The organism is Rhodococcus sp. KBS0724, from assembly GCF_005938745.2.
Taxonomy (GTDB): Bacteria; Actinomycetota; Actinomycetes; order Mycobacteriales; family Mycobacteriaceae; genus Rhodococcus_F.
Map to the genome: position 1 here is coordinate 5103880 of NZ_VCBX02000001.1, position 23940 is coordinate 5127819.

The window sequence follows — 23940 nt, forward strand, 5'->3', positions numbered from 1 at the left end:
TTCATTGATCTCAGTCCAGTTCGATAAAACTGGACTCTTTCTGCTCGAAGAAAGGCGCTCATGCCTGAATCCAAGATGTCCGGTTCCAAGAAGATTCTCTATATCGACCTCGACAACACGCTGGTGAACTTCCAGTCCGGTATCGATCGCCTTACCGACAATGTCCGCAAGAAATTCGAAAACGACCTCGACGAGGCCCCACACATCTTTTCTCGGATGGACCCCCTCGACGGCGCGATCGAGGCGTACCACCAGCTTGCGCAGCAGTTCGACACCTACATCCTGTCGACTGCGCCCTGGAAGAACGCAACCGCGTGGCACGACAAGGTCTTGTGGGTCCAGGAACACCTCGGGTTGGAGGAAGGCAGCGTCGCATACAAGCGGTTGATCCTCTCGCACCACAAGCACCTCAACCGAGGCGACTTCCTCGTCGACGATCGCGGTGCCAACGGTGCAGACAAGTTCGAGGGCGAGTGGATCCAGTTCGGCACCACCGACTTTCCCGACTGGACGGCCGTCACCAAGCACCTGGCGACGCGAGCCTGAAACACGAAATCCCCGCTCCTGTTTGAAAGGAACGGGGATTTCGACAAACAATCTCTAGCGGATGACCTCGCGGCGAACGATCGTCTCGTCGCGGCCGGGACCGACACCGATGCAGGACATGAACGCACCCGACAGTTCTTCGAGCCGAAGCACGTAGTTCTGTGCGGCCTGCGGAAGCTCCTCGAAGGTGCGTGCCTTCGAGATGTCCTCGGACCAACCCGGCATCTCTTCGTAGATCGGCTTGGCGTGGTGAATGTCAGTCTGCGACATCGGCATTTCGTCGTGGCGGACACCGTCGACGTCGTACGCGACACAAATCGGGACCGTCTCGAGGCTGCTGAGCACGTCGAGCTTGGTCAGGAAGTAGTCGGTGATGCCGTTGACGCGCGTTGCATAACGGGCGATCACGGCGTCGAACCAACCGGTGCGGCGGCCACGACCGGTGGTGACACCGACCTCGCCGCCCTTGTCGGCCAGGTACACACCGAACTCGTCGAACAGTTCTGTCGGGAACGGGCCCGAGCCGACGCGTGTGGTGTACGCCTTCAGGATTCCGAGAACAGTGGTGATCTTGGTGGGGCCGATGCCCGAACCAACCGCTGCGCCACCGGAAGTGGGGTTGGACGACGTCACGTACGGGTATGTGCCGTGGTCGACGTCGAGCAATGTTCCCTGTGAACCCTCGAGCAGGACGGTCTCGCCGCGCTCGAGAGCGAGGTTGAGTTCGAGTCGCGTGTCCGAGATGCGGTGCTTGAAGCCCTCGGCCTGCGCCAGAACTTCTTCGACGACCTGCTGGGGATCAAGAGCCTTGCGGTTGTAGATCTTGACCAGCACCTGGTTCTTGAATTCGAGTGCCGCCTCGACCTTCTGAGTCAGGATCTTCTCGTCCAGGACATCCGCTGCGCGTACGCCGACACGAGCGATCTTGTCCTGGTAGCACGGGCCGATTCCGCGACCGGTGGTGCCGATCTTCTTGGCCCCGAGGAAGCGCTCGGTGACCTTGTCGATGGCCACGTGGTACGGCATGATCAGGTGCGCATCGGCGGAAAGAAGCAGGCGGGACGTGTCCACGCCACGCGATTCCAGGCCCGCGAGTTCGGTGAGCAGCACTCCCGGATCCACCACGACACCGTTTCCGATCACGTTGGTGACGGCCGGTGTGAGGATTCCGGACGGGATGAGGTGCAGTGCGAATTTTTCACCGTTCGGCAGAACTACGGTGTGTCCGGCATTGTTGCCGCCCTGGTATCGCACGACCCACTGAAGCTGCTCGCCCAGTAGATCTGTAGCTTTGCCCTTACCTTCGTCGCCCCACTGGGCGCCGATCAGGACGATTGCCGGCATGACGTTGTCTCCTACGGTCGACGTGCAGCAGTTGTCCCGCCGCATTGGTACTGCCTGTATCCGCGCACTCTTGTGCAGCCGAGCTGTTGCAGTGACCGAAGGAGAAGTCTAGCCCAGAGCACAAGATCGAACCCTTCGGTCCAGAAATCGGCTCGTTGTTGTCGCAGTTGTCGGCCTGTACGCGGCGTCGCATTAGGATCGTGGTCTGCAATTCTGACGACTGTTCCCCAGCCAGGTGAGCGGTGCCGGTGGTGCGACCACCGCCGACAAAGTCTTGATCGAGCTAGGAGCGCGCGTTGACCCCCGTGGTACTCAGATGTGGCGATTCACCAGTGCCTCTCCCGTTGGGCGAGGTCACGTCGTTCGCGCTGCCGGAGGTGCCCGAAAAAGATGACTTCAGCGAGGTCGTGGCACAACTGAAGGTCGTCTCCGTTCCCCGCTTGATAGTGGTCGGCACGGACGCGGCGTTTGCTGCTGTACTGACGCGATTGATGCGTCTCGAGCTGTTGGACGTCGAACTTGCCTACGTCACGGAGAATCGGTCGGACGCCACCGATGCGTACAAGCTGTCCACGGGCGCAAAAGCTGCCCGCGCAGCACTCAAAGGCACTGCGCACGTCGTGCCGTTGATCCGCGACGACGCCGGGATAGCGCTGGTCGGTGCTGCGACGATCACCGGGCCCGGCGGGACCGAGGAATTGGTCGGCGAGGCGTACGTGGACGACAACAAACTCTTCTCGGGAACGGTGCCGGGTGTTCGGATAGTTCCCAGCCCCAAGCTGCCGGGTATCCGGGCATCCGCCGATCGCCGCAGTCGCTGGGCAGGACGGCGATGGCTGGAAGGTCGAGCTGTCCAACTGGGAGCACCGGCTGCCCACCTCGTGCGCGACGGTATTGCGAACCCCCGGGACCTCAAACGCTCGACGTTCTATCGCCACGACAAGACCTGGTTGTTGGTCCGGTGAGAACCGGCGCGGCAAGGTCAGCCGTGCGGCCGAGCCCTGTCTTCTTCGGGGTGGTGGCGCTCGCTGTTCTCGGCGGCGTTGTTGCGTGGGGTTCCGACTGGGGTTCCGTGTCCGGCCGCGCCGGGGTCTTTGTTCTTGTTGTTGCCGGTTGGGTGGTGACTCTCTGTCTCCACGAGTTTGCGCACGCATTTATCGCGTGGCGTCACGGTGACACCGATGTCGAGGCTCGTGGATATCTGACGCTCAACCCGTTGAAGTACAGCCATCCCTTGCTGTCGATCGGGCTTCCCGTGCTGTTCATTGCGATAGGCGGTATCGGTCTACCCGGCGGTGCGGTTTATTTGCGCACCGGCATGTTCGCGCCCAAGATCCAGGCCCGCATCTCCCTGGCTGGTCCGGCAACCAACGCCCTCGCCGCCATAGTCCTGCTTGTTGTCATACGTACGTATGGATCCGGACCCGAGCATCTGACATTTTGGGCGGGGCTGAGTTTCCTCGCGTTCCTGCAGGTGATGGCCACTGTCCTCAACCTGTTGCCGGTTCCGGGACTCGACGGCTACGGCGCCATCGAACCGTTCCTGAAACCCTCGACCCGCGCCCAACTCGACCAGTTCAAACCGTATGGATTACTCCTTCTTGTCGCGATTCTCTTTGTCCCTCAGATCCAAGTGATCTTTTTCGACACGATCTATTGGATCTTCGAGCTCAGCGGGGTATCCCAGTACTACGCGGCGGTCGGCAATTCGTTGATGCGCTTCTGGACATAGCCGAATCCGGACGTGACCCAGATCGCACCCTTCCGAACAATGGCGAACGACGACATGAGAACCTGACATTTCGGTCTATTACTTTTTCACAGGAGCACCACTGATGATTTCGGCGTCGATAGAGTGCGGCAATTCGGTTTACACCATCCGAAAGGCAGAGCTTCGCGACGTAGGTACCCTGGTGGACCTTCTGGCCGACGACCCCATCGGTTCCACTCGTGAAACAACCAATCCCGACGCACGAACGATCTACGAAAAAGCATTCGAGAAAATCGATGCCGACGACGCACACTTGCTTCTTGTCGTCGCCACGGCCGACGACAACGTGATCGGCACCGTGCAACTGACCTTCATCCCCGGACTGAGCCGGATGGGCGCAACGCGAATGCAGATCGAAGCCGTCCGGGTGCACGAGGATCACCGCAGCCAGGGCATCGGAAGCGCGATGCTGCGGTGGGCGTGTGAAGAAGGTGCCCGCCGCGGCGCATTCCTGGCGCAGCTCACCTCCGATCAGACGCGCACCGAAGCTCACGAGTTCTACGAGCGCCTCGGCTTTGTCGCCTCACACATCGGGTTCAAGAAGTCTTTGAGCTAGCGCATGCGTGTGGGCTTCGCATCGTCTGGCTGGTGATGCGAAGCTCTGGCGCGGTATTCAGTTCTGGCAGGGCCGGATTCAGTCTCGGTGGACGGGGCCTTGCCTCGTGGTGGAGCGGCGACGTCGTTGTTTCGGGTCGATCGCCGACGGTGGGATGAACCAGGGTTTGTGATCATCACCCATCTTGATTTCCCAAATGCCGCGGAACCCACTGGTGCTGTGCATCAACGTGTGGTGGCTGCGGCATAACAAAGTGAGGTTGTCCATGACCGTCACACCGCCCGTCGACCACGGTTTTATATGGTGCGCGTCGCACCACGCCGGAACCGCATCGCAGTTCGGGAAGGCACAACCTTTGTCCCGGGCGATCAACGCGATGCGTTGTTCGGCTGTGACGAGACGCTTGAGCGGTGCCGCATCCAGGGGTGCGCCCTTGCCGTCCATCAACACGGTCGAGAGCATGCAATCACAGGCGAGCATCCGGGTTTTACTCACACTCAGCGGCCCCATCCACGGCATGTACCCGACATCAAGATCCTCGAACGCAGACTCATCGTTCAGATCTGCTGCGTCATCGTTGTCTGCTCGTGTTGTGGCGCATTCCCGATGCTCCGCAAGGTCTTTCGCGGTGATATGTACATTCACATGCGGACGCTGACCACCATCCACCCCGGTGACAGCATTGTCCAAATATCGTCGAATCAACTCCGTGAACGCATCGGCGGTGCGTTTGGCTGCCGACCGCTGATCCGGAGTCCCGTCCGCCGCCGGTTTCGGCATCGACAACCCCGACAGCGCCGACAACAACATCTCACCGGTCAACGCATCGAAATCACCCTTGATGACCACCCGACCATTCAATGTCGGCGCGATGCGCAACACATTCAGATCATTATCCTCACCGGGCGGCGGCTCCTCGGATTCGAAAATTCGCTCCAGAACCGCAATCGCATACCGCACCTTCACAGTCGTAGCCTCAACCCCGGATGCGGCGGCCAGCAGTGTTTTCATACTTGGCATTAACGCGATGTCCGGCATCCCCTTTGGCGGGGACTCGCAGAACGCGGCGATCAACGCCGCATGATCGAGCGAGAGGTCACCGGCTTCGAATTGCGCAGCAATATCCGGGAACACCCGCAGTGCGGCACCGAGAGCAGCGATCTTGTTACCGGCCGCATTCTGCAGCATCGTATTGGCCGCCAACCACCGGCCCACACCGCGGTAACACAGCACTTGTTCGTCGGGATTGAGTGCTAGCTCGTCCACAGCGGCCACCCGAATCGCTTCCAACCGAAGAATTTCCGCCGACACCGACACCGCAACATCACGAATCTCGGCCGGACGTAACCGCCACAACCTGGCGCGCACACCCACAGCCGAACCGGCTACAACATCCCCCACCGCAATTGAATCGCTAACAATGGTCATCAAGGCCTCCCCACCCGTGACCTAATTATACTCGAACATCCATTCGATTCAAGAGACATATCGGGCAGGTTTCGACAAATAGTCACTCGAGAGCCATTGATGCACAGCAAGATTCGATGATGCCAGATTATCTACGGGTCCGACCGCCGTTCACGGACACCCGCAACTCTCCCAGCGGCACGACGTCGCCGGATTGGTTGCGCACCTCGACCGTCACCGGCTCACCAGTACTGTCGTCGGCAACGTTGAGCGGCCCACCCCGGCCCTCGTGCAGGTACTTGTCACCCCATTGCATGAGCGCCAACACCGCCGGCAGCAAATCCCGCCCCATCTCGGTGAGCACGTACTCATGCCTGGTGCGTTTCCCCGGCTCCTTGTACGGCCGACGCTCGAAAATGCCGGCGGCAGTGAGATCCTTCAGGCGCGCCGACGCCACCGCTTCGGTAATGCCGACCCGCGACGCAAAATCGTCGAAACGGGTCGTGCCGTAATAAGCCTCACGCAGAATCAGCATCGCCGACCTGGTGCCGACCACTTCCATTGCGCGCCCGATCGAGCAATGCGTGGCCTGCCACGCGTCCCGATCAGCCAAAACTCCGGTCAGTCGCACTGCCTCCATGCCCATCACCATACTCCCTGACTTGCCATTGCCATAGTCAGGGTTTAAGTTGCTGACTATGGAACTCAATAGCCAGCCTACGAGGACAGGCCCACTGCTCGCGATACTGTCGGGCGCGCCGTTTGTCGCCAGCTTGGACCTGTTCGTGGTCAATGTGGCATTCGGCGACATCGCGAAGAGCTACCCCGGACACTCGCTCGGAGAGTTCAGTTGGATCCTCAACGGCTACGCGATCGTGTACGCAGCACTACTGATCCCCCTCGGTCGATGGGCGGACCGCATCGGTCACAAACGTGCTTTCCTGGCCGGTCTCGCACTGTTCACCCTCGCGAGCGCAGCGTGCGCGTTCAGCCCTTCACTGTGGATGCTGGTGGCCTTCCGCATTCTGCAGGCAGTTGGCGCTGCAGCACTGACTCCCGCGAGTCTCGGACTCCTGATCAACGCACTCCCCGCATCGAAACGTCAATCCGGCGTTCGTATCTGGGCTGCGGCAGGCGCTGCGGCGGCGGCATTCGGTCCCGTTGTCGGCGGCGTCCTCGTCGAAGCCTCCTGGCGATGGGTTTTCCTGATCAACATCCCCATCGGAATCGTCTTGCTGTACTTCGCGGTTCGACTGGTCCCTGACAAGGCCGACAAGGATACCGAAGCGGGAATCGACATCGCCGGTGCGGCTTTACTGACAGTCGGAATCGGCGCGCTCGCACTAGCTCTCGTTCAAGGACCGGATTGGGGCTGGACCGACGCACTCGTCTTGATCTCGTTCGCCGTTGCAGCGGCAACCCTTCTCGCTTTCTGGTGGAGCAACTCTCGTCATCGAACACCGTTGATAGCTCCGGACCTTCTGAAAGTCCGGTCGTTTGCCTGGTCCAACGTCACGGCCATTCTCTTCAGTGCGACATTCGCAGCCGGACTACTCTCGAACATCTTGTGGCTCCAGGAAGTCTGGGGATACTCGGCACTGCGAACAGGTCTTGCCGTCGCGCCTGGCCCGTTGATGGTCCCGTTGTTCGCCATCGCCGGAGGATCTCTGACCCGCAAGTACTCGGCCGGACGCGTCGCCGCACTCGGGAGCGTTCTGTGGGCCGTCGGAACACTCCTGGTGCTTGTATCGGTCGGGACGACACCCCACTACGCGACCGAACTCCTGCCCGGCTGGATCGTCGCCGGAATCGGTGTCGGCCTTGCCTTGCCGACAATCCTGTCGCAGGCAACTGCCGATCTGGCACCTGCCCGCTCCGCCACCGGAAGCGCCATCGTCAGCATGAGTCGACAGATCGGAACCGTTCTCGGCGTGAGCATTCTGGTCGCGATTCTCGGCTCCGCCGTCGACCCCGACACCTTCCGTCAGGCCTGGTGGGTGATCTTCGCTGTCGCACTCGCCTCCGCCCTGGCATCGCTGGGAATGACCCCAGCGACTTCACCCACCCCGGTTGTTCCCGCTGAATCCGCCATCCCTGAAAGGAATTTGTCATGAGAGACGCAGTTATCGTCGAAGCCGTTCGAACACCGATCGGCAAGGGAAAGGCGAACGGCGCACTGCACGGCATCAATGCCGTCGACCTCCTCGCCCACAGCCTCAAAGCTGTCGTCGAACGCAGTGGAATCGACCCCGCGCTGATCGACGACGTCATCGGCGGGGCTGTCAGCCAAGTCGGTGAACAGAGCCAGAATGTGACCCGCACAGCGCTACTCGCCGCCGGCTACCCCGAGTCCGTCCCCGGGACGACCGTCGACCGGCAATGCGGCAGCAGCCAGCAAGCGGTGCACTTTGCCGCTCAAGGCGTGATCGCCGGGGCTTACGACATCGTCGTCGCCGCCGGAGTCGAATCGATGAGCCGAATTCCGATGGGTTCGAGCAGCATCGGCCGAGAATCACTGGGTGTCGGTTTCGAAGAGCGCTATCCGGACGGTCTGGTACCGCAGGGCATCAGCGCCGAATTGATCGCCGCCAAATGGGGTCTCGGTCGCACACGACTCGACGAGTTCTCGGCGTCGAGTCATCGGAAGGCCGCATTGGCGACCGAAAGTGGGTATTTCACCAAAGAACTCGCCACTCTCCCCCAACTGTCGGTCGACGAGGCGATCCGCCCAGGTACGACGGTCGAAACACTTGCCGGGCTACCGGCCGCTTTCGAATCCGAGTACTACGCACAGCGATTCCCACAGATCAACTGGTCCGTCACTGCCGGTAGCAGCAGTCCCCTCTCGGACGGTAGCTCGGCCGTGATGATCACGACCAGCGAGATCGCCGCGAAACTCGGTCTCACCCCGAAGGCGAGGCTGCACAGCTTTGCCGTCGCCGGCGACGATCCGCTCTACATGCTCACCGCCGTCATCCCGGCCACCCGGAAGGTCCTGGCCCGAGCCGGTTTGAGTGTCTCCGACATCGATCTGTTCGAGGTCAACGAGGCCTTCGCCCCTGTCGTCCTTTCGTGGGCGGCGGACACCGGCGTCGACCTGTCCAAGGTGAACGTCCACGGCGGGGCCATCGCACTCGGTCACCCACTGGGCGGCAGTGGAACCCGAATCATGACCACTCTGGTGAACGCGATGGAGCAGCGCGGCGCCCGATTCGGGCTCCAGACCATGTGTGAGGCGGGCGGACTGGCCAACGCGACCATCCTGGAACGACTGGCCTGAGCAACCCTCGAGGCGGCGGGGCATAGTCTGCTCCGCCGCCGATCGGCGAAGCCGCGATCCGACTGGAGCGGCCACTGCGTCGAGCGCAATCCTTATGCTCACCGCAGTTTGTCGACCCAGTCACATCGGACGGCATCCGGACGGCATAATGGAGCCGTGAGTTCATCGCCGGAATCCGCGTCCGAGCAATCTTCGACGGCAGGTGCCAGTGTCCGGGATGCCGTCGCCACCAACCTGAGACGCGCCCGGATGGCGCGCGGCTACAGTCTGCGTGATCTTGCGGAGCTGACCGGCATCAGCAAGGCACTGTTGTCACAGATGGAACGCCGAGTTGCCAATCCGACTGTCGAGATTCTCGTACGCGCCGGCGCTGCAGTCGACCTGTCGTTTGCCGAGCTGACGAGGGCGGCACTGTTGGCACCGGAAGTCATCCGCGCGCAGGACGGTCCTTCGATGGTGTCCGGAGATGTCACCATCAGGACGTTGTTCGGCACCTCGGATCGACGCCGATTCGAGATGTCCGAAGGTATTGTGCCCGAGCACACTTCGAGCTCCAAGTCGTCGCACGGGCTGGGTTCGATCGAGTACACGTATGTGGTTTCGGGACACTTGCGTGTTGCATCGCAGGATTGGTCGTACGAACTCGGACCAGGAGACTCGGTCAGATTCTCCTGCGAACACGAGCATTCGTACAGTACCGATCACCGCAGTGCGCGCATCCTCACGCTCATCTCGTTCAGCGACGACTGAACAGACGACTGATCACCAGCTCTCGTCAGTTCTCCTTCAACCAGCTCGCATTGCTTCGTGGAACGCTCGCGAGCAGTGCCCGGGTGTAGGTGTGTTGCGGTTGATCCAGCACGCGCCCCGTCGGACCGTCTTCCACGCATTCTCCGTTGCGGAGGACGTAGACGTGATCGGTGACCTGCCGGACCACCGCGAGATCGTGAGTGATGAACAGCAGAGCCATTGACATCTCGCGTCGTAGTTCGGCGAGTAGGTCGATGATCTGAGCCTGCACCGACACGTCGAGCGCCGATACGGATTCGTCGCACACCAGGATCGAGGGGCGGCGCGAGACCGCGCGGGCGAATGCCACCCGCTGTAATTGTCCGCCGGACAACGCAGACGGACGCTTGATGCTCACCGAGTCCGGTAGTCCCACAAGATCGAGCAGCTCACGGACGTCGCCTGACGAACTCGAACGCCCCGCAGCCTGCAGAGCTTCGGCAAGCGTCGCCTTGACGGTCCTGGCGGGATTGAGGGTGCTGAAAGGATCCTGGAATACCATCTGGATGCCGGATCGCACGGTCGCCAGATCCCGGCGGGAAAGTCCGCGGTAACTCGAGCAATCGATGCCCTCGACGACGATACTGCCGGTGTCGGGGGTTTCGAGCCCGACCAGGCATCTGGCCAGGGTCGTCTTACCCGATCCGGATTCTCCGACGACACCCACCGCCTCGCCGGCGCGGATCTCGAGGTCCACTGATTTCAACGCGAGCTGCGCCGTCGAGGAGAACCGCTTCGACAGGCCGACTACCGAAACCAGCGGGGCGGCATCGGTACGGGTGGTCACGTCGAATCCCGCCACGGGCGCGTTGGTCGCTGCGATGTCGTCGGCGATCTCGTCGATACGAATGCACGATGAACTGTGCTGGCCGGCTTCTGGTTTCAAGGTAGGCCGGTGGGCGACGCAGTTCAGTTGCGCCCAACGACAACGTTCCGCAAACGCACAGCGGCCCACAACATCGACGTGTGCCGGCACCCGCCCCGGAACCGAGGGGAGAGTGGCGACGCGGTGTTCCACCGGTGGTTCTGCGAGCAGCAACGCACGGGTATACGGATGGCGTTGGCGATCGAGAACGGTACTGGACACACCGCGTTCGAGCATCTGACCGGCATAGAGCACGAGTACCTCGTCACTCATGCTGAATCCGACGCGGAGGTCGTGCGTGATCAGGACGAAGCTCATGCCGCGTTGCGCCTGAATCGTTTTGACGAGAGTGAGCACTTCGCGTTGAGTCGTGACGTCGAGTGCGGTGGTGGGTTCGTCGGCCACCAGGATCTCCGGATCAGCGGCCAGCGCAGCAGCGATACCGACTCGCTGACGCATCCCACCGGAAAGTTCGTGCGGGTAACGATCAGCGATCTCGGGTGCGAGACCGACCTCGGCCAGTCGGCGGACAACTTCCTCCCCGTCGGCCTGCCGTCCCCGGCTGCGGGGAAATCCGTCGGAGATCTGTCGCCCGACGCGCCTCGTGGGATTCAGCAGAGTAAACGGGTCCTGCATGATGAGCGACACCGTCTGACCACGTACGTCCGCAAAGTCGCTTGGTCCCTCCATCGTTCGTCCGGCAATCCGAATGCCTCCGGTTGCACTCAACCCAGCCGGAAGCAGCCCGAGTACCGCCCGAACCGTCAAGGATTTTCCCGAGCCGGACTCCCCCACGATCGCCAGTGAGCGCCCACGCGGCACCTCGAAAGAAACCTCGGACAACAACGGCGTCCCGGTGGCCGTCGTGACACACAGATTGTCCACCACGAGCGCCGGTTCACCGCCGAACCTGTCCGCGGTTTCCACCAGCGCTGTCACCTCGGTCATCGCTTGCTCCCTACGCTGGATCGAGCGGCAAGCCAGTCGCCGAGGATGTTCACCGACGCTGCGGTGATGATGATCGCGAGTCCGGGCGCGATTGCGGCCCACGGGTTGTCGAAAAGCAACGTGCGGCTTTCCGCGAGGGTGCGCCCCCAGTCCGGTGACCCCGGCCCGACGCCGAGTCCGAGGAACGACAACGACGCCAGGGCCACGAGAGCAAAGGCGAAGTTGAGGAAAGCATTGGCCAAGGACAGTGGGGCTACGTTGGGCCACACGTGCCGGCCCAAGATCCTGGTCGAGGACAGGCCAAGGACCCGAGCAGCTTCGACGTACGGTTTGTGGGCCTGCTCGAGTGCCCCGCTCCTCGCCACCCGCGTGTCACCCGGTGAGAAGAGGACGATGAGAACTCCGATCGCCAAGATGTAGCCACCACCCATGACGCCGGACACCACGATGGCGACGAGCAACGCCGGAATCGAGAACATCAGGTCGGTCCAGCGCATCGCCACCGAGTCGAAACGCCCACCGAAGTAACCGGCCGGTGTTCCGATGAGTACGCCGATCAGCATCGACCCGGCTGCAATGGCCAAGGCTCCGAGAACCGACGTGGTCGCGCCGGCCAGCAACAGCGAGAAAACATCTCGGCCGAGTTCGTCGGTGCCCAACGGGTGACCGTCGCCGGGCGCAGTGACGCCGAGTAGAACGTCTTGCTGCGTCGCGTCTTTCAAGAAGATCGGAGCCAGGCAGGCAACAACAAGCACGACGACGACAACAACAAGTGCACCGATGCGAACCCACGGCGCTCTCGACAGCGTCCGCCACCCTCGCCGCGCCGGAGCAGTCGTGCCAAGGATGCGGTTCACGAGGCGGTCCCCAATTTCACGCGAGGGTCGGCAAAGGCGTATGCGATGTCCACGGCTGTATTGGTGATCGCAATGAGCACCGCCATGAGTAGAACAATCGCCTGGACGACCGGAATGTCCTTGAAACTCACCGAGTCGACGAGAAGCGTCCCGAGACCGGGCACCGCAAAGGTGACCTCGACCAACACCGTTCCTACGATCGTCGAGGTGACGACAAGCCCCACCGCAGTGAGTACGGGCATCAGGGAATTACGCAGCGCGTAACGGCGAGTGGCCTGCGTCGACAAACCTCTGGCCCTGGCGAAGGTCACGTAATCCTGGTCGAGCTGAGCAATGAGTGCAGTGCGGGTGAAGCGGGCAATCAGTCCGGCGCCCCCGATAGCCAACGTGATCGCCGGGAGCACCAGATGCCACAGACCGTCGGCCCAGCCGGATCCGATTCCGTAGGACGGGAACCACGGCAGCTGTACCGAGAAGAGCAACAGCAACACGAGGCCGAGCGCAAACGGTGGAGCACTGATCCCGGCCACGGCGACCACGGCGATCGAACTGTCAAGCGCACGACCCTTTTTGAGCGCGGCCGCGACTCCAGACGGCACTCCGATCAGTACCGCGAGAACAACGGACATCACCACCAGCACGCCTGTCCGCCCCAACCGCGATCCGATCATGTCGCTGGTCGATTCACCGGTTCGGATGGAAACACCGAAGTCCCCGCGCAGAGCGCCGCCCAACCACCTCAGGTATTGGGACACAAGCGAATCGTCGAGATGGTACTGCGCACGAACCGCGGCCAACGACTCCGCGGTCACCGGCTTGGTACCCAGCAAAGTGCGTTCGACCGAACCCGGTGCGAGGTAAAGCAATCCGAATACCCCGATCGACAACACCAACAACACGACCAGGGTGCCGGCTACTCGGGTAGCGAGAAACCGAGACCAGCCGTGTTTTCTCACCCCAGAACTCCGTGCTCTTCGAGCCAGCTCAGCACCCGATGGGCCGCATCGGTACGGTGTGCGGCATCGACGAACTCGTGTCCCTCCCCCGGATACACCACCAATTCGGTTGGCACCTCGGCAAACCGGAATGCCCGGTGCAGCATCTCGGCTTGCACCAACGGAGTGGTGCGGTCCAACTGACCGTGCAGGATCAGCGTGGGAGTCGATTCCTTGCCGACGCGGTACACCGGCGAGACACTGACGAGCTTTTCGCGACCGTCCGCGGTTCCGGGACCGATTCCCTGGTGGTACACATGGTCGTAGCCGCCGCCGAGATTGCTCGTGGTGCGAAAACTCAGCCAATCCGAGACCCCGGACATGACCACGGCAGCGCGGAACTGCCGAATGTCCGTCGCCGCCAAAGCTGCCAGATAGCCGCCGTAGCTCGAGCCGATGATCGAAGTTCGTGCAGGATCGACGAGTCCCTGGTGCACCAGAACATCCACCCCGGCGATGACGTCCTCGAGATCGAGACCGCCGACCTCACCGATCACCCCGCGGGCAAATTCCTGCCCGCGGCCACTGCTACCCCGCGGATTGGGCAACAGAACGACGGCCCCGGCGTGCACCAGTGGTAGCGCCAGGTTGTTCGACTCGGCCGGCGCAAACGCCTCCGACCACAACCAGGTCGGACCACCATGGGCAATGACCACCAACGGCTGCGGACCGATCGCGTGGGCGCGGCGAATGACAATGCCGTCGATTTCCAGACCGTCGGTGGACACCCAACTCACCGTCTCGGAGATCACCCCGCTCACCAGATGCTCGGTAGCCCTGTTCAGCTCCGTCACTGCCGTCCAGCCGGGTTCACCGAATTGCAGACGCACCACTTCTGCTGGGCTGCCGTGCATTTCGGCCACAGCCAGCGCGTCGCCGTCGGCCGTCAGAGTCAAGGTGGGTTGGCCGTCCGGTCCGTGCAAGCTTCCCGGCGACGTCCACCGCTCGATCTTGTTCCCGTCTCGGTCGGCGGTGCCGACCTGCACTCCCGTGCGATGCCAGCCGGCGAACCACATCCGCTCGGTGTCGATCCAGCCGAGATCGGTGACGTCGTCGATATCCGGCCACCGGCGCGTTGCTCCGGTGCCGACGTCGATGGACAGCACCGGGCCGGACACGATCGACAGACCCTCGACGACCAGAGCGGTCCGTCCGTCAGCCGACAGCCGAGGCTGGGCAAGTTGCCATTGAGACTGATAGAGAGGGGTTATGGCGCCGGTGACGCCGTCGATCCGAATCAGTTGCGACGCATAGAATCCGGCCTGACGTGGGTCGCTCGACACGACAGCCACGACGTTACCGTCGTCGTCCCGGTCCGCGGCCCAGACATTGAAGCCGTCTGCGGGCACTTCGGTGCACCGACTGCCGTCCGCTGCAACCACATACAGGCTCCGACGAGCCCGATCGGTACGGTCGATCATCGGGTCGCCTGCCGGTCCGACCCGGGTACCCAGATGACTGCCGTCGCGCTCGGTTCCGTATGCCGCGACCAGGACGAGCATTCCGTCGACGCCGGGACGGATGTCCTCGATAGCACCCGGCATCGACATCGTCCACGCCACCGTCGCGGTTGCCGAGAAACCGAGCGACGGGACGGAAAGGGCTGTCAGTGTGGAGCATTCACCGTCGGAGCCGCGGGTCGCACAGATCAGACCGGTAGGACCCGACCAGCGCAGCAGCCCACAATCGATACCTTCGTCGAGATCGAGTTCGATCGGCGTTCCGAATCCAGGCGCCGACGAGACAAGGTGAACCCGCAACTCACCATCGGGACCGGTGGCAAGCAGACAGGCGGCAATCGGCAGTGCCCGGTGGGCCACCAACTCGAAGGGCGTACGAAGAAGCTCGATTTGGGCGTGAATATCCAGTGCAGTCATCATGCCCGGGCGAAAACCTGAGTCGCCCATGGGCCGATGAAGAAATAAGGGCTGTACGTCGATGTGCCGACGACAGGACCGAAAGCAGTTGCGCCTTCGCCCCACCACAACGGCTGGTACGGCACGTCCGCTGCGGCGAGAACCAATGCCTCGGAAAGCAATTGACCACGGGCAGCCGGATCGGTTTCGAGGCGCTCGCGGCGAAGGAGATCCGTGACGGCATCGTTTCGGTAGTCGGCGATGTTGGTGCCGTTGACGCCCGCGTTGTCAGCGTTGAGCAACTGCTGCGTGTACTCGGCCGGGTCACCGGTGGTCGCGAAGTACCAGCCCAAACTGATACCGGCCTCGTGTTTGCCGAGGTCTGCTATCCACTGCTCCAAGCTCACCTCTTCGACCTCGAGCGTGATCCCGATCTTCTTGACGTTCTCGGCGAGGCTCAGAAGTGCCTTGCCGATCTGCGGGCCGCTGTTGGGATAGGTGACGGTATCGGAAAAGCCGTTCGGCACCGAAGACTGCGCCAATTCCTTGCCGGCCGCGTCGAGGTCGAAGTCGAATTGCGGAATGCGCTGGTAGAGCTCGTCGACCGCGCCGGGATCGAGCACGCCACCCCATTGCTGCCGGGTGGGTAGCGTGGCTGCCACCTCACCGTGGGTACGCAGCACACTCTTGACGATGGCGGCGCGATCGATCGAGTGCGCAACCGCAGCACGAACATGCTTGTCGTTCCAGGGCGCCTTGGTGGTGTTGAACGCAAGCGCCACCACCGAGTTGTCGGACGCCGTCTGTACGTCGACGCCGTCGAGACCGCTCCACTGCTCGAGCTGATCGAAGGGAACGCTCGTCGCCATGTCGAAGGAATTCTGGCGCATGGCGATCAAGCGCGTCGTTTCATCACCCACAAATTCGATCCGCACCTGCGCGGCCTTCGGAGCCTCACTCCACCAACCGTCGTTGCGCTGCAAGGTCACATGGGAGTCCGGCACGAACTCGGCCACCGCATACGGCCCCGTACCGAGGATCTTCGTTGCGGGGGTGCCGATGGTTCCGGCATTCTGCGCGAGAAACGCCCGGCTGGTGATCTGAAGTGTGCCCGGGCTCAGCGCCCACGAGAACAACGAATCAGGGGCACTGAGAGTAATCGTCAATTCTCGATCACCGGTCTGGGTAACCGACACGACATTTGTGTACGCGTAAGCGAAAGCCGACGTCGATCCCTTGACCGAGTGCTGTTCGATCGACGCGATCACGTCGTCGACCGTCAACAAGGTCCCATCCGAAAAACGCACGTCCGGCCGGATCTTGTAGACGTAGGTTGTGGCGTCCGGCCTGGTCCAGGATTCAGCCAGACCAGGCGCGAGGGTGCCGTCGGCAGCCACCGTGACCAGCGCTTCCTGGACGAGCAGCGCCACCGTGAGATTCGCGATTCCGGCAGACTTGCTGACGTCGAGTGTGCTGATGGAAGCAGGCAACGCGACTGTGAGCAGATCGATCGGGCCATCACTTTGCGTGACCGTCACCCCGCTGCCCGATTTCTCGTCAGTGGAACAGGCTGCAAGCAAGCCCGGAACCGCGATAACGCCCGAGGCGATCGCAATGCCTCGCAGAAGATCTCGGCGACTGAGGCGGGGCTGGGGTAGAGCGTCCATGTGCGCAACCTGTCTACTGATGGTGTCCAATCGGGACGTTACACTATACAGATGACCTGTCGCCGTCAACGCGAAAGGGCGCCATCGTGTCCTCCGACACACAGCCGTCGACGTAATCGGGGCCGCGGCAAACCCTGCCCTTGAAAAGCCCCTGAAAAGCCCCTGAAAAGCACTGTGCGCCTTTATTAACCGCGGGCGGTTAACAAAGGCGCACAGCAAACTGCAGGATTTGTCGGTTAGTGCCCCAGCGCCGTCCATTCGGGATCCGGCTTGCTCGCCACTATCCGGAACACGACGCCACCCCGTCCGCTGCGCTGCACTTCGTCGATCAGGAAACCCGCGTCCTCGAGATACCCGATGGGATCACGAGTGAGGTGGTCGGAACCGAAACGCACGAAGAGCGGTTCGACCACCTTCATCACGGCACGCGCAAGAACATTGGTGCTCGGCCCATGTTCCGCCAGTACAAATCGACCACCGGGCACCAGAACGCGAAAGGCTTCGACTGCGGCTCGGCCCGGATCCGGAATCGTGCAGAACGCGTAGGTGGACAGCAGCGTGTCGACGCACTCGTCGGGAATATCAAGTTCCTGCACGTCGCCGTACCGAAGATCGACGCTGGTGCTCACTCCCTCGAAGACCTTGGCTCGTGCCTGATCGAGCATCGCTTTCGAGATGTCCACACCGATGACGTAGTCGACGTCCTTCCCGTAGAGCGGCAGGTTCAGCCCGGTGCCCACGGCAATCTCGACGACGCGGCCACGAGCTTGGTCGACGGCCCATCTGCGTGCGTCACCGAGCGCAAAGCGTTCGAAGCGTCCGATCTGTCGGTCGTAGTGAGTCGCCATCGCATCGAAACTCTTGGCGACCTGTGCTGTGTCCGGTTCGCGCATGATGCCCCATTCGCTCGATCCTCTGTGCAGTCTCGCACGCGAACAACTAGCCCGGAAGCCCTTAACGCAACGACGTCTGCAGAGTTGGGAGCGGGTCTGCGCTACTAACGCTGTGAACTCGCCGGTATCGTTCGAGGTGACCTGCCGCCGCCTCCGACGTTCATGGGATAGAGACCTCGTGCGATCAACCACCCGCATTACCGGATCCGTCCGGCCACCCTTTTCCACTGACTCAACTGGAGGTCTGTGATGGCCGGTGGACTCTTTGCCCTGCTCGACGACGTCGCCGCTCTGGCCCGCATGGCAGCAGCGTCGATCGACGACGTTGCTGCTGCGACCGGCAAGGCAACCGCCAAGGCGGCAGGCGTCGTGATCGACGACGCTGCTGTCACTCCGCAGTACGTGCGCGGTTTGGCGGCCGAACGCGAGCTGCCGATCATCAAGCGCATCGCGATCGGCTCGCTTCGTAACAAACTGTTGATCATTCTGCCGATCGCTCTGCTGCTCAGCCAGTTTCTCCCCGGGCTGCTGACTCCCCTGCTGATGGTGGGTGGCTGTTACCTCAGCTACGAAGCTGTCCACAAAATTTGGGGAGCGATTTTCGGCCACGGTGACCATCACGAGAGCGCCGACGAGCATCCCCGTGACGAAGAGGCTGTTGTCTCCGGCGCCGTGCGTACCGACCTGATTCTGTCGGCCGAGATCATGGTGATCGCACTCAACACCATCGCGAGCGAAGGTTTCTGGAGCCGACTGGTGATCCTTGCCGTCGTCGCTGTGGTGATCACCGTTGTCGTCTACGGCGTTGTCGGATTGATCGTGAAGATGGACGACATCGGTCTGCGGATCGCCGAGTCGTCATCCGGCTTCACTCACAAGGTCGGCCGTGGCCTCGTTCGCGGCATGCCGCACGTGATGTCGGTGCTCTCCGTCGTCGGCACCGCCGCGATGCTGTGGGTCGGTGGCCACATTCTTCTGGTCGGCATCGACGAGTTGGGCTTCCATCCCCTCTACGACGCCGTTCATCACGGCGAAGAAGCTGTCGAGGATATTGCCGGCATCGGCGGTGTCCTGGCATGGATTGTCAACACCCTTGCGTCCGCAGCTCTCGGTCTGGTGGTCGGCGCCGTGATCGTCGCGGCACAGCTGGGTATCACCAACCTGTTGGCAAAGCGTTCTGCCGCCGCTTGATCAGCTGATCTCCAGCTCCCCCATCCGTGACCAGTCGACGCCGGGAATGTCGGCGTTGATGATTCGCGGCGTTTCACTCAACGCCGGGCGCATGGATTCGAGCCCACGGCGAAAGTGATCACTGTTGACGTGATCGGACCCGGCCTCGGGATCCCGGAATGCCTCCACCAGGAGGTACTGTCCGGGATTCTCGGCACTGTGGAACCAGTCGAACCAGAGGTTGCCAGGTTCCGATCTCGTCGCGTCGGTGAATTCCTTCGTCCGTTCCAGCCAGGTGTCACGATGTTCTTCGAGCACATCGAACTTCACCACGATGAAGATCATTGCTACCCCAATCTGTGCATTCGCCTCATGCGCGCGGTCTGCCACTTCTCATTCAAGCGTGGCAGACCGCGCGCCGTGTCCGACGGTGGTTTCAGTAGATATTCAGTAAATATTCGAGGGACGAATCATGCCCTCGGCCAAGTCTCCGAAACCAGGCGCCACAATGGCACCGGGGTTACCGAACACCTCCTCGACCACGGCAGTCTCCGTTGTGATGAGCAGCGCCGCAATTGACGCCGCACTCTCGAGCGCCGCGCGGGTGACCTTGAACGGATCGATGACGCCGTCTTCGAACAGATCGCCGTACTCTCCGGTGAGCGCGTTGAACCCATGACCTTGCGGCAACCCCGCAACGATGTCGACTACCTCGTCGCCGTCGAATCCGGCGTTGATCGCGATCCATCGCAGCGGCTCGGCCAGCGCCCGGCGAACGATCTCACATCCGATCCCCTCGTCGCCGGGAAGATCGAGTCCGGTCAATGCGCGATGAGCCTGCGTCAGTGCGGTGCCACCACCGGATACGAGACCCTCTTCCAGCGCAGCTCGGGTAGCTGCCAAGGCGTCTTCGACACGCAACATCCGTTCCTTGAGTTCGACGCTCGTCGCACCGCCGACCCGAATCACGGCGACCCGACCGGTGAGCCTGGCAACCCGCAACTCGAGACTGTCTCGATCGGCGTCGATCTTCGCCCGCTCGAGTTGAGCGGCAATTTGCGCGACCCTCGCATCAACCAGATTCGGATCGCCGTGCCCGCCGACGATCGTCGTCTCGTTCTCGGTAACAGTGATGCGGTCACACGAGCCGAGGTGTTCGAGAGTGATCTCGGACAGTTCGATTCCCGTGTCCTTGGCGATGACGTGTCCACCGAGTGCCACGGCAAGATCCTGCAGTTCCGCAACCCGGCGGTGGCCGAAGCCCGGTGCCCGGACAACCACCGACGCCATGGTCCGGTGCATGTTTCCGCCGACCAGTAACTGCAGTGCTGGTCCGTCGACGTCCTCCGCCAGGACGACGAGGGGCCGATCGGCTCGTTTGGCCACCTCGATGCTGGGCATGATGTCCTGCACCTTGTCGATCTTCTTGTTGGTCAACAGAATCAGTGGACGTTCGTGCACCGCTTCCATTCGTTCGGGGTCGGTGACCATGTAGCCCGAAATGTAGCCGTGGTCGAATTCGATCCCGTCGACGATGTCGACCGACATGCCAAGCGTGTCACTTTCCTCGGTGGTCACGATGCCGGACTTCCCGACGTAGTCGACGGCCTGAGCGATAGCCTGCCCGATGACCTCGTCATCACTGGCCGCCAGACTCGCAACTCTCTGGAGATCGCCCGGACCGGCCACCTGAACAGACTGTGCGCGAAGCGAATCCACGACGACGGGGATGGTTCGCTCGATACCGCGTCGCACCCGCATCGGATTGGCGCCGGCCTCGACCGCGCGCATTCCCTCGCGCACCATCGCCTGAGCCAGCACCGTCGCCGTGGTGGTGCCGTCCCCGACGGCGCCGTTGGTCTTCATGGCAACTTCCTTGACCAACTGCGCGCCCATGTTGGCAAAAGGGTCACGCAATTGAATTTCCCGGGCGATGGTGACGCCGTCATTGGTGATGGTCGGTGGCCCCGTGAGCTTTTCGAGTACCGCGTTCCGTCCCTTCGGGCCGAGCGTCACCTTGACCGCGTCGGCCAGAGCATTGACACCGTGTTCGAGCAGAAGGCGGGCTTCCTTGTTGTACCGCAGTTCCTTGGCCATGTCTGTGTCCTTTTCGATCTGACGGATATGACTAACTGACAGAAGTGACTAACTGACAGAAGTGACTAACTGACAGAGGTGACTGGCGCCGACTACGGAACGAGGATCGCCCGCCCACGCACACGCCCTGAATCCAAATCGTCGAGTGCGTTCTGGAACTCCTCGAGCGGGTATTTGGTTGTATGCAGAGTCACTTTGCCTTGGGCTGCAAGGATCATGAGTTCCTGCAAGTCGTTGTAGGAACCGACCAGATTGCCGATGAAGTTGATCTCGGTCGAAATCACGTCAATTGTGGGAACGTCGATGTTCTCGCCGTATCCGATGACGTAGTAGTTGCCCGCGCGGCGAAGCATGGCGATCCCCTCCGCGGTGGCGCCGCCCTCACCGACAAAGTCGACGACAGCCTCCGCGCCGTGACCTCTCGTCAAGTCCAGGACTTGCTGCACATGGGTGCCGTCAGCGACGATCCCGTGGTCGGCGCCGATGTCGACGGCCAGCTTGACCGCCTCGGGATTTCGGTCGAGTACCACCACCGTCACTCCCGAAATCGCTTTGAGCACTTGAATTCCGATGTGACCGAGCCCGCCGGCACCGATCACCACACACACGTCACCTGGCCTGGTCGCGCCCGCGACCTTCGCGACTGCGTGGTACGCCGTCAGTCCGGCGTCCGCGAGGGCGGCGACATCAGCGGGATTGAGCGAGTCGTCGATCCGCACGACGCTGCGAGCCGTGGTGCGAAGGTATTCCGCGTAGCCGCCGTTGGTGTCGATTCCCGGGAATTGACTGTTCTCACAGTGCACGTCGTCGCCGAACCGGCACGCACGACACAACCCGCACGTGATCAGTGGATGCAGAATCACCGTGTCGCCCACCGAAACATTGGTGACGGCATCGCCCACGGCATGAACCCAGCCGGCGTTCTCGTGACCGATCGTGTACGGCAGTTCGACCCCGCTCTTTTCCTTCCACTGACCTTCGAGAACGTGAATGTCGGTACGGCACACGCCCGCTCCCCCGATCCGCACTATGACATCGAGCGGGCTCTCGATCTTCGGCTCCGGAATGTCGGTGAGCTGCAACTTGGTGTGATACCCCACAACTTGTACGGCCTTCATTGTGAGCTCCTGAGGTTGGTGATCGAGGGTAGGGCGCCGGCGGGTTCTTCGTCGGCGTAGCGGGTGGCGAGCAGGCCGCGGCAGAAATGTGCGTTGCCTTCCATCGAAATTCGGACCGACTTGGCAAATCGCAGACGCATGGGCACGTCGTCACGGGCTATGGCATGCCCCTCCTCGTCGACGACGACTCGGCTGTTCGGGCACGTGCTCAGACCGATGGCAACACGGCGACGCATCAACGCCGCCTTGTTTTTCCCGGCCGGGAGGTCGCGCAACGTCAATGCACTGATCTGGTCTACCGCCAACGAGGTTCTCTTCAGAAGAAATTCGACGCATCGTTCCATCGCCGCTGTATGCGCCTTGCGGAGGAAAATTCTGCGCAGCTCACTCAGACTTTCCTCCGCCTCGACACCGAAGGTGCCGACATAGCCGGCGTCCGCAGCCAATCCGTTGTTGATCTTGTTGCTGTCGTGATGATCGTCGAGCATGATCCGCACCTCGCCGACATCATCGACCAAACGCAGAGCGTCCTGAGCGTCGGATGCCATGAGGTAAGCGAAGTTCGGCGAACAGAATGCGGTGGGCAGCCGCAGATGCACGGTGACTCCGTTGTCGTCGATCGCCACCGAGCGCACGAATCCCAATTCGGTGATCGGCTCGTCGAGTTCCGGATCTGTGACAGTCGCGAGGGCCTCGAGGATGTCCTGCTCCACCGAGACCGCAAGTGCGGTCATGACGACACAACCTCTCGCGCTCCAGCTGCGACCTCAACACCCTCCTGCCCTGCCGGCTCGGCCGGCCGCAGTTCAGCGGGAACGTCGATGTCGTAGAGGGCCGCCGCATTGAGCCCGAGGATCTTCTTCTTCTGTTCCACGGTGATCGGAGCGTATTCGGACTGCATGTCCTCCGGAATCTGGAAGTCGACGAACTTCTCGATCAGCCATTTCGGCGTCCAGATTCCGTAGTCGCTACTGAAGAGGATCTTGTCTTCGCCGATCCAGTACAGGAGCTCCCCGATGATCTGGGCGAAATACCTTGGGCGAGTGTGGATGAACGGCAATGCGACCGCCAATCCGCCGTACACGTTGGACTCCTGGGTTGCGATCCAGCAGAAGTCCTCCAACCGGGGCAAGCCAACGTGCTCGACGACAAATCGTAGGTCGAGGTAGTCGGTCGCGACCTTGTCGACGTCCGCCACGTCGAACGCGTCACGGTCGAGCGGGCGAATCGTCGGACCTTTGTGCACGTGAACGTTCTTGATACCCAACGTGATGCACTCTTCGAGGTACCGCCGCGACCACGGGTCGTCGAGTTTGTATCCGCGGGAGTCGCCATGCCACTCGGCCGTGTAGAGCTTGACGCCCTGCAGGTTCATCCGCTCGGCGTCCCGGCGCAGTTGTTCCAGGCCTGCCTCCTCGTAGCGAGGATCGTAGGCATGGTTGTACGTGAGCTTGTCCGGGTGCTTCTGTGTCAAGGCAAAGGCCTCCTCGGTCTGCCCGAATCCGTTGACGTAGAAGTCACTGAGCAGCGTGGCCTGGAAGATCGCGTGATCGACGTAGCCGTCCACGAAAAGATCCTTCATCAGCCGATCCGAACCGTAGTAGGTGTAGGTGTCGTAGTCCCACACCTCGTCCTCGGGGCTCAGGTTCTTGTGGTAATCGTAGAAACAGTCGATGAACTGCTTGCCGTGCACGTTCTTGTGGTTCGACTCGCGCCCGTCCCAGAGGTGCACGTGCCCGTCGACGATGAAATACTTGTGCCCGTCCTTCTGATACATCGCT

General features: G+C 61.9%; 22 protein-coding genes. 8 read left to right on the forward strand and 14 right to left on the reverse strand.

Annotated elements, in window-relative coordinates; genetic code table 11:
- Positions 1 to 75 precede the first annotated feature (75 nt).
- Positions 76 to 546 (forward strand): 5' nucleotidase, NT5C type, encoded by a 471-nt coding sequence (locus FFI94_RS23545; protein WP_138873362.1) that lies wholly within the window; start codon positions 76 to 78, stop codon positions 544 to 546.
- A 54-nt stretch (positions 547 to 600) separates the two neighbouring features.
- Here FFI94_RS23545 and FFI94_RS23550 read toward each other — a convergent pair whose 3' ends face one another.
- Positions 601 to 1890, reverse strand: a complete 1290-nt coding sequence (locus FFI94_RS23550) for an adenylosuccinate synthase (protein ID WP_138869938.1) — start codon at positions 1888 to 1890, stop codon at positions 601 to 603.
- Positions 1891 to 2195: 305 nt separating this feature from the next.
- Here FFI94_RS23550 and FFI94_RS23555 point away from each other — a divergent pair, with 305 nt between their 5' ends.
- The 3 genes from FFI94_RS23555 to FFI94_RS23565 all read left to right on the forward strand — a co-directional run bounded on the left by FFI94_RS23555 (position 2196) and on the right by FFI94_RS23565 (position 4217).
- On the forward strand, positions 2196 to 2855 hold the full coding sequence (locus FFI94_RS23555) for a hypothetical protein (protein ID WP_138873363.1): 660 nt from the start codon (positions 2196 to 2198) through the stop codon (positions 2853 to 2855).
- Complete coding sequence (locus tag FFI94_RS23560) at positions 2852 to 3622, forward strand: site-2 protease family protein (RefSeq protein WP_138869939.1); 771 nt, start codon at positions 2852 to 2854, stop codon at positions 3620 to 3622. The genes FFI94_RS23555 and FFI94_RS23560 overlap by 4 nt, the downstream gene beginning before the upstream one ends.
- 103 nt (positions 3623 to 3725) lie before the next feature.
- On the forward strand, positions 3726 to 4217 hold the full coding sequence (locus FFI94_RS23565) for a GNAT family N-acetyltransferase (RefSeq protein WP_138869940.1): 492 nt from the start codon (positions 3726 to 3728) through the stop codon (positions 4215 to 4217).
- Positions 4218 to 4295: 78 nt separating this feature from the next.
- Here the strand turns inward: FFI94_RS23565 and FFI94_RS23570 are convergent, their stop codons facing one another.
- Together FFI94_RS23570 and FFI94_RS23575 are read right to left on the reverse strand one after the other, a co-directional pair.
- Positions 4296 to 5645, reverse strand: a complete 1350-nt coding sequence (locus tag FFI94_RS23570; RefSeq protein WP_138869941.1) for an HNH endonuclease signature motif containing protein — start codon at positions 5643 to 5645, stop codon at positions 4296 to 4298.
- A gap of 127 nt (positions 5646 to 5772) precedes the next feature.
- The gene (locus tag FFI94_RS23575; protein WP_138873364.1) at positions 5773 to 6264 is read right to left on the reverse strand and encodes a helix-turn-helix domain-containing protein; all 492 of its coding nucleotides are present in this window, start codon (positions 6262 to 6264) and stop codon (positions 5773 to 5775) included.
- Between the two features lie 58 nt (positions 6265 to 6322).
- Here FFI94_RS23575 and FFI94_RS23580 point away from each other — a divergent pair, with 58 nt between their 5' ends.
- From FFI94_RS23580 to FFI94_RS23590, 3 genes are all read left to right on the forward strand, one after another.
- Positions 6323 to 7738: an MFS transporter gene (locus FFI94_RS23580; RefSeq protein ID WP_138869942.1), complete on the forward strand. Its 1416-nt coding sequence runs from the start codon at positions 6323 to 6325 to the stop codon at positions 7736 to 7738.
- The gene (locus tag FFI94_RS23585) at positions 7735 to 8904 is read left to right on the forward strand and encodes an acetyl-CoA C-acyltransferase (protein ID WP_138869943.1); all 1170 of its coding nucleotides are present in this window, start codon (positions 7735 to 7737) and stop codon (positions 8902 to 8904) included. The genes FFI94_RS23580 and FFI94_RS23585 overlap by 4 nt, the downstream gene beginning before the upstream one ends.
- A 156-nt stretch (positions 8905 to 9060) precedes the next feature.
- The gene (locus tag FFI94_RS23590; RefSeq protein ID WP_138869944.1) at positions 9061 to 9654 is read left to right on the forward strand and encodes a helix-turn-helix domain-containing protein; all 594 of its coding nucleotides are present in this window, start codon (positions 9061 to 9063) and stop codon (positions 9652 to 9654) included.
- 25 nt (positions 9655 to 9679) lie between these two features.
- On the opposite strand, the gene FFI94_RS23595 is transcribed toward FFI94_RS23590, so the two are convergent.
- The 6 genes from FFI94_RS23595 to FFI94_RS23620 all read right to left on the reverse strand — a co-directional run bounded on the left by FFI94_RS23595 (position 9680) and on the right by FFI94_RS23620 (position 17774).
- The gene (locus tag FFI94_RS23595; protein WP_138869945.1) at positions 9680 to 11506 is read right to left on the reverse strand and encodes an ABC transporter ATP-binding protein; all 1827 of its coding nucleotides are present in this window, start codon (positions 11504 to 11506) and stop codon (positions 9680 to 9682) included.
- Complete coding sequence (locus FFI94_RS23600; RefSeq protein WP_221937768.1) at positions 11503 to 12363, reverse strand: ABC transporter permease; 861 nt, start codon at positions 12361 to 12363, stop codon at positions 11503 to 11505. The genes FFI94_RS23595 and FFI94_RS23600 overlap by 4 nt, the downstream gene beginning before the upstream one ends.
- A complete protein-coding gene (locus FFI94_RS23605) occupies positions 12360 to 13319 on the reverse strand; it encodes an ABC transporter permease (protein ID WP_138869946.1) in 960 nt (319 codons plus the stop codon). The genes FFI94_RS23600 and FFI94_RS23605 overlap by 4 nt, the downstream gene beginning before the upstream one ends.
- On the reverse strand, positions 13316 to 15238 hold the full coding sequence (locus FFI94_RS23610) for a prolyl oligopeptidase family serine peptidase (RefSeq protein WP_185993297.1): 1923 nt from the start codon (positions 15236 to 15238) through the stop codon (positions 13316 to 13318). Before FFI94_RS23610 ends, FFI94_RS23605 begins: the two co-directional genes overlap by 4 nt.
- Positions 15235 to 16881, reverse strand: a complete 1647-nt coding sequence (locus FFI94_RS23615) for an ABC transporter substrate-binding protein (protein WP_185993298.1) — start codon at positions 16879 to 16881, stop codon at positions 15235 to 15237. Before FFI94_RS23615 ends, FFI94_RS23610 begins: the two co-directional genes overlap by 4 nt.
- Positions 16882 to 17117: 236 nt before the next feature.
- Entirely contained in the window at positions 17118 to 17774 is a 657-nt protein-coding gene (locus tag FFI94_RS23620; RefSeq protein WP_138869949.1) for a class I SAM-dependent methyltransferase, read from the reverse strand.
- A gap of 249 nt (positions 17775 to 18023) precedes the next feature.
- Between FFI94_RS23620 and FFI94_RS23625 the strand changes: the two genes are divergently transcribed.
- Positions 18024 to 18965 (forward strand): DUF808 domain-containing protein, encoded by a 942-nt coding sequence (locus tag FFI94_RS23625; protein ID WP_138869950.1) that lies wholly within the window; start codon positions 18024 to 18026, stop codon positions 18963 to 18965.
- Here FFI94_RS23625 and FFI94_RS23630 read toward each other — a convergent pair whose 3' ends face one another.
- From FFI94_RS23630 to FFI94_RS23650, 5 genes are all read right to left on the reverse strand, one after another.
- Positions 18966 to 19289 carry a putative quinol monooxygenase gene (locus FFI94_RS23630; protein WP_138873366.1) on the reverse strand — a complete coding sequence of 108 codons (324 nt, stop codon included), beginning with the start codon at positions 19287 to 19289 and terminating at the stop codon, positions 18966 to 18968.
- Between the two features lie 102 nt (positions 19290 to 19391).
- Positions 19392 to 21041 (reverse strand): chaperonin GroEL, encoded by a 1650-nt coding sequence (gene groL, locus FFI94_RS23635; RefSeq protein WP_138869951.1) that lies wholly within the window; start codon positions 21039 to 21041, stop codon positions 19392 to 19394.
- 92 nt (positions 21042 to 21133) lie between these two features.
- Complete coding sequence (locus FFI94_RS23640) at positions 21134 to 22159, reverse strand: NAD(P)-dependent alcohol dehydrogenase (RefSeq protein ID WP_138869952.1); 1026 nt, start codon at positions 22157 to 22159, stop codon at positions 21134 to 21136.
- Positions 22156 to 22893: an iron-sulfur cluster assembly protein gene (locus tag FFI94_RS23645; RefSeq protein WP_138869953.1), complete on the reverse strand. Its 738-nt coding sequence runs from the start codon at positions 22891 to 22893 to the stop codon at positions 22156 to 22158. The genes FFI94_RS23640 and FFI94_RS23645 overlap by 4 nt, the downstream gene beginning before the upstream one ends.
- Entirely contained in the window at positions 22890 to 23936 is a 1047-nt protein-coding gene (locus tag FFI94_RS23650; RefSeq protein ID WP_138869954.1) for an amidohydrolase family protein, read from the reverse strand. Before FFI94_RS23650 ends, FFI94_RS23645 begins: the two co-directional genes overlap by 4 nt.
- Between the last annotated feature and the right edge of the window lie 4 nt (positions 23937 to 23940).

Excerpts from the sequence above, each read along its gene's own strand:
- FFI94_RS23545 (WP_138873362.1), top strand. The coding sequence starts at position 76 with ATGTCCGGTTCCAAGAAGATTCTCTATATCGACCTCGACAACACGCTG.
- FFI94_RS23550 (WP_138869938.1), bottom strand. The coding sequence starts at position 1,890 with ATGCCGGCAATCGTCCTGATCGGCGCCCAGTGGGGCGACGAAGGTAAG.
- FFI94_RS23565 (WP_138869940.1), top strand. The coding sequence starts at position 3,726 with ATGATTTCGGCGTCGATAGAGTGCGGCAATTCGGTTTACACCATCCGA.
- FFI94_RS23570 (WP_138869941.1), bottom strand. The coding sequence starts at position 5,645 with ATGACCATTGTTAGCGATTCAATTGCGGTGGGGGATGTTGTAGCCGGT.
- FFI94_RS23575 (WP_138873364.1), bottom strand. The coding sequence starts at position 6,264 with ATGGAGGCAGTGCGACTGACCGGAGTTTTGGCTGATCGGGACGCGTGG.
- FFI94_RS23580 (WP_138869942.1), top strand. The coding sequence starts at position 6,323 with ATGGAACTCAATAGCCAGCCTACGAGGACAGGCCCACTGCTCGCGATA.
- FFI94_RS23585 (WP_138869943.1), top strand. The coding sequence starts at position 7,735 with ATGAGAGACGCAGTTATCGTCGAAGCCGTTCGAACACCGATCGGCAAG.
- FFI94_RS23595 (WP_138869945.1), bottom strand. The coding sequence starts at position 11,506 with ATGACCGAGGTGACAGCGCTGGTGGAAACCGCGGACAGGTTCGGCGGT.
- FFI94_RS23610 (WP_185993297.1), bottom strand. The coding sequence starts at position 15,238 with ATGATGACTGCACTGGATATTCACGCCCAAATCGAGCTTCTTCGTACG.
- FFI94_RS23615 (WP_185993298.1), bottom strand. The coding sequence starts at position 16,881 with ATGGACGCTCTACCCCAGCCCCGCCTCAGTCGCCGAGATCTTCTGCGA.
- FFI94_RS23620 (WP_138869949.1), bottom strand. The coding sequence starts at position 17,774 with ATGCGCGAACCGGACACAGCACAGGTCGCCAAGAGTTTCGATGCGATG.
- FFI94_RS23625 (WP_138869950.1), top strand. The coding sequence starts at position 18,024 with ATGGCCGGTGGACTCTTTGCCCTGCTCGACGACGTCGCCGCTCTGGCC.
- FFI94_RS23630 (WP_138873366.1), bottom strand. The coding sequence starts at position 19,289 with ATGATCTTCATCGTGGTGAAGTTCGATGTGCTCGAAGAACATCGTGAC.
- groL (WP_138869951.1), bottom strand. The coding sequence starts at position 21,041 with ATGGCCAAGGAACTGCGGTACAACAAGGAAGCCCGCCTTCTGCTCGAA.
- FFI94_RS23640 (WP_138869952.1), bottom strand. The coding sequence starts at position 22,159 with ATGAAGGCCGTACAAGTTGTGGGGTATCACACCAAGTTGCAGCTCACC.
- FFI94_RS23645 (WP_138869953.1), bottom strand. The coding sequence starts at position 22,893 with ATGACCGCACTTGCGGTCTCGGTGGAGCAGGACATCCTCGAGGCCCTC.
- FFI94_RS23650 (WP_138869954.1), bottom strand. The coding sequence starts at position 23,936 with ATGTATCAGAAGGACGGGCACAAGTATTTCATCGTCGACGGGCACGTG.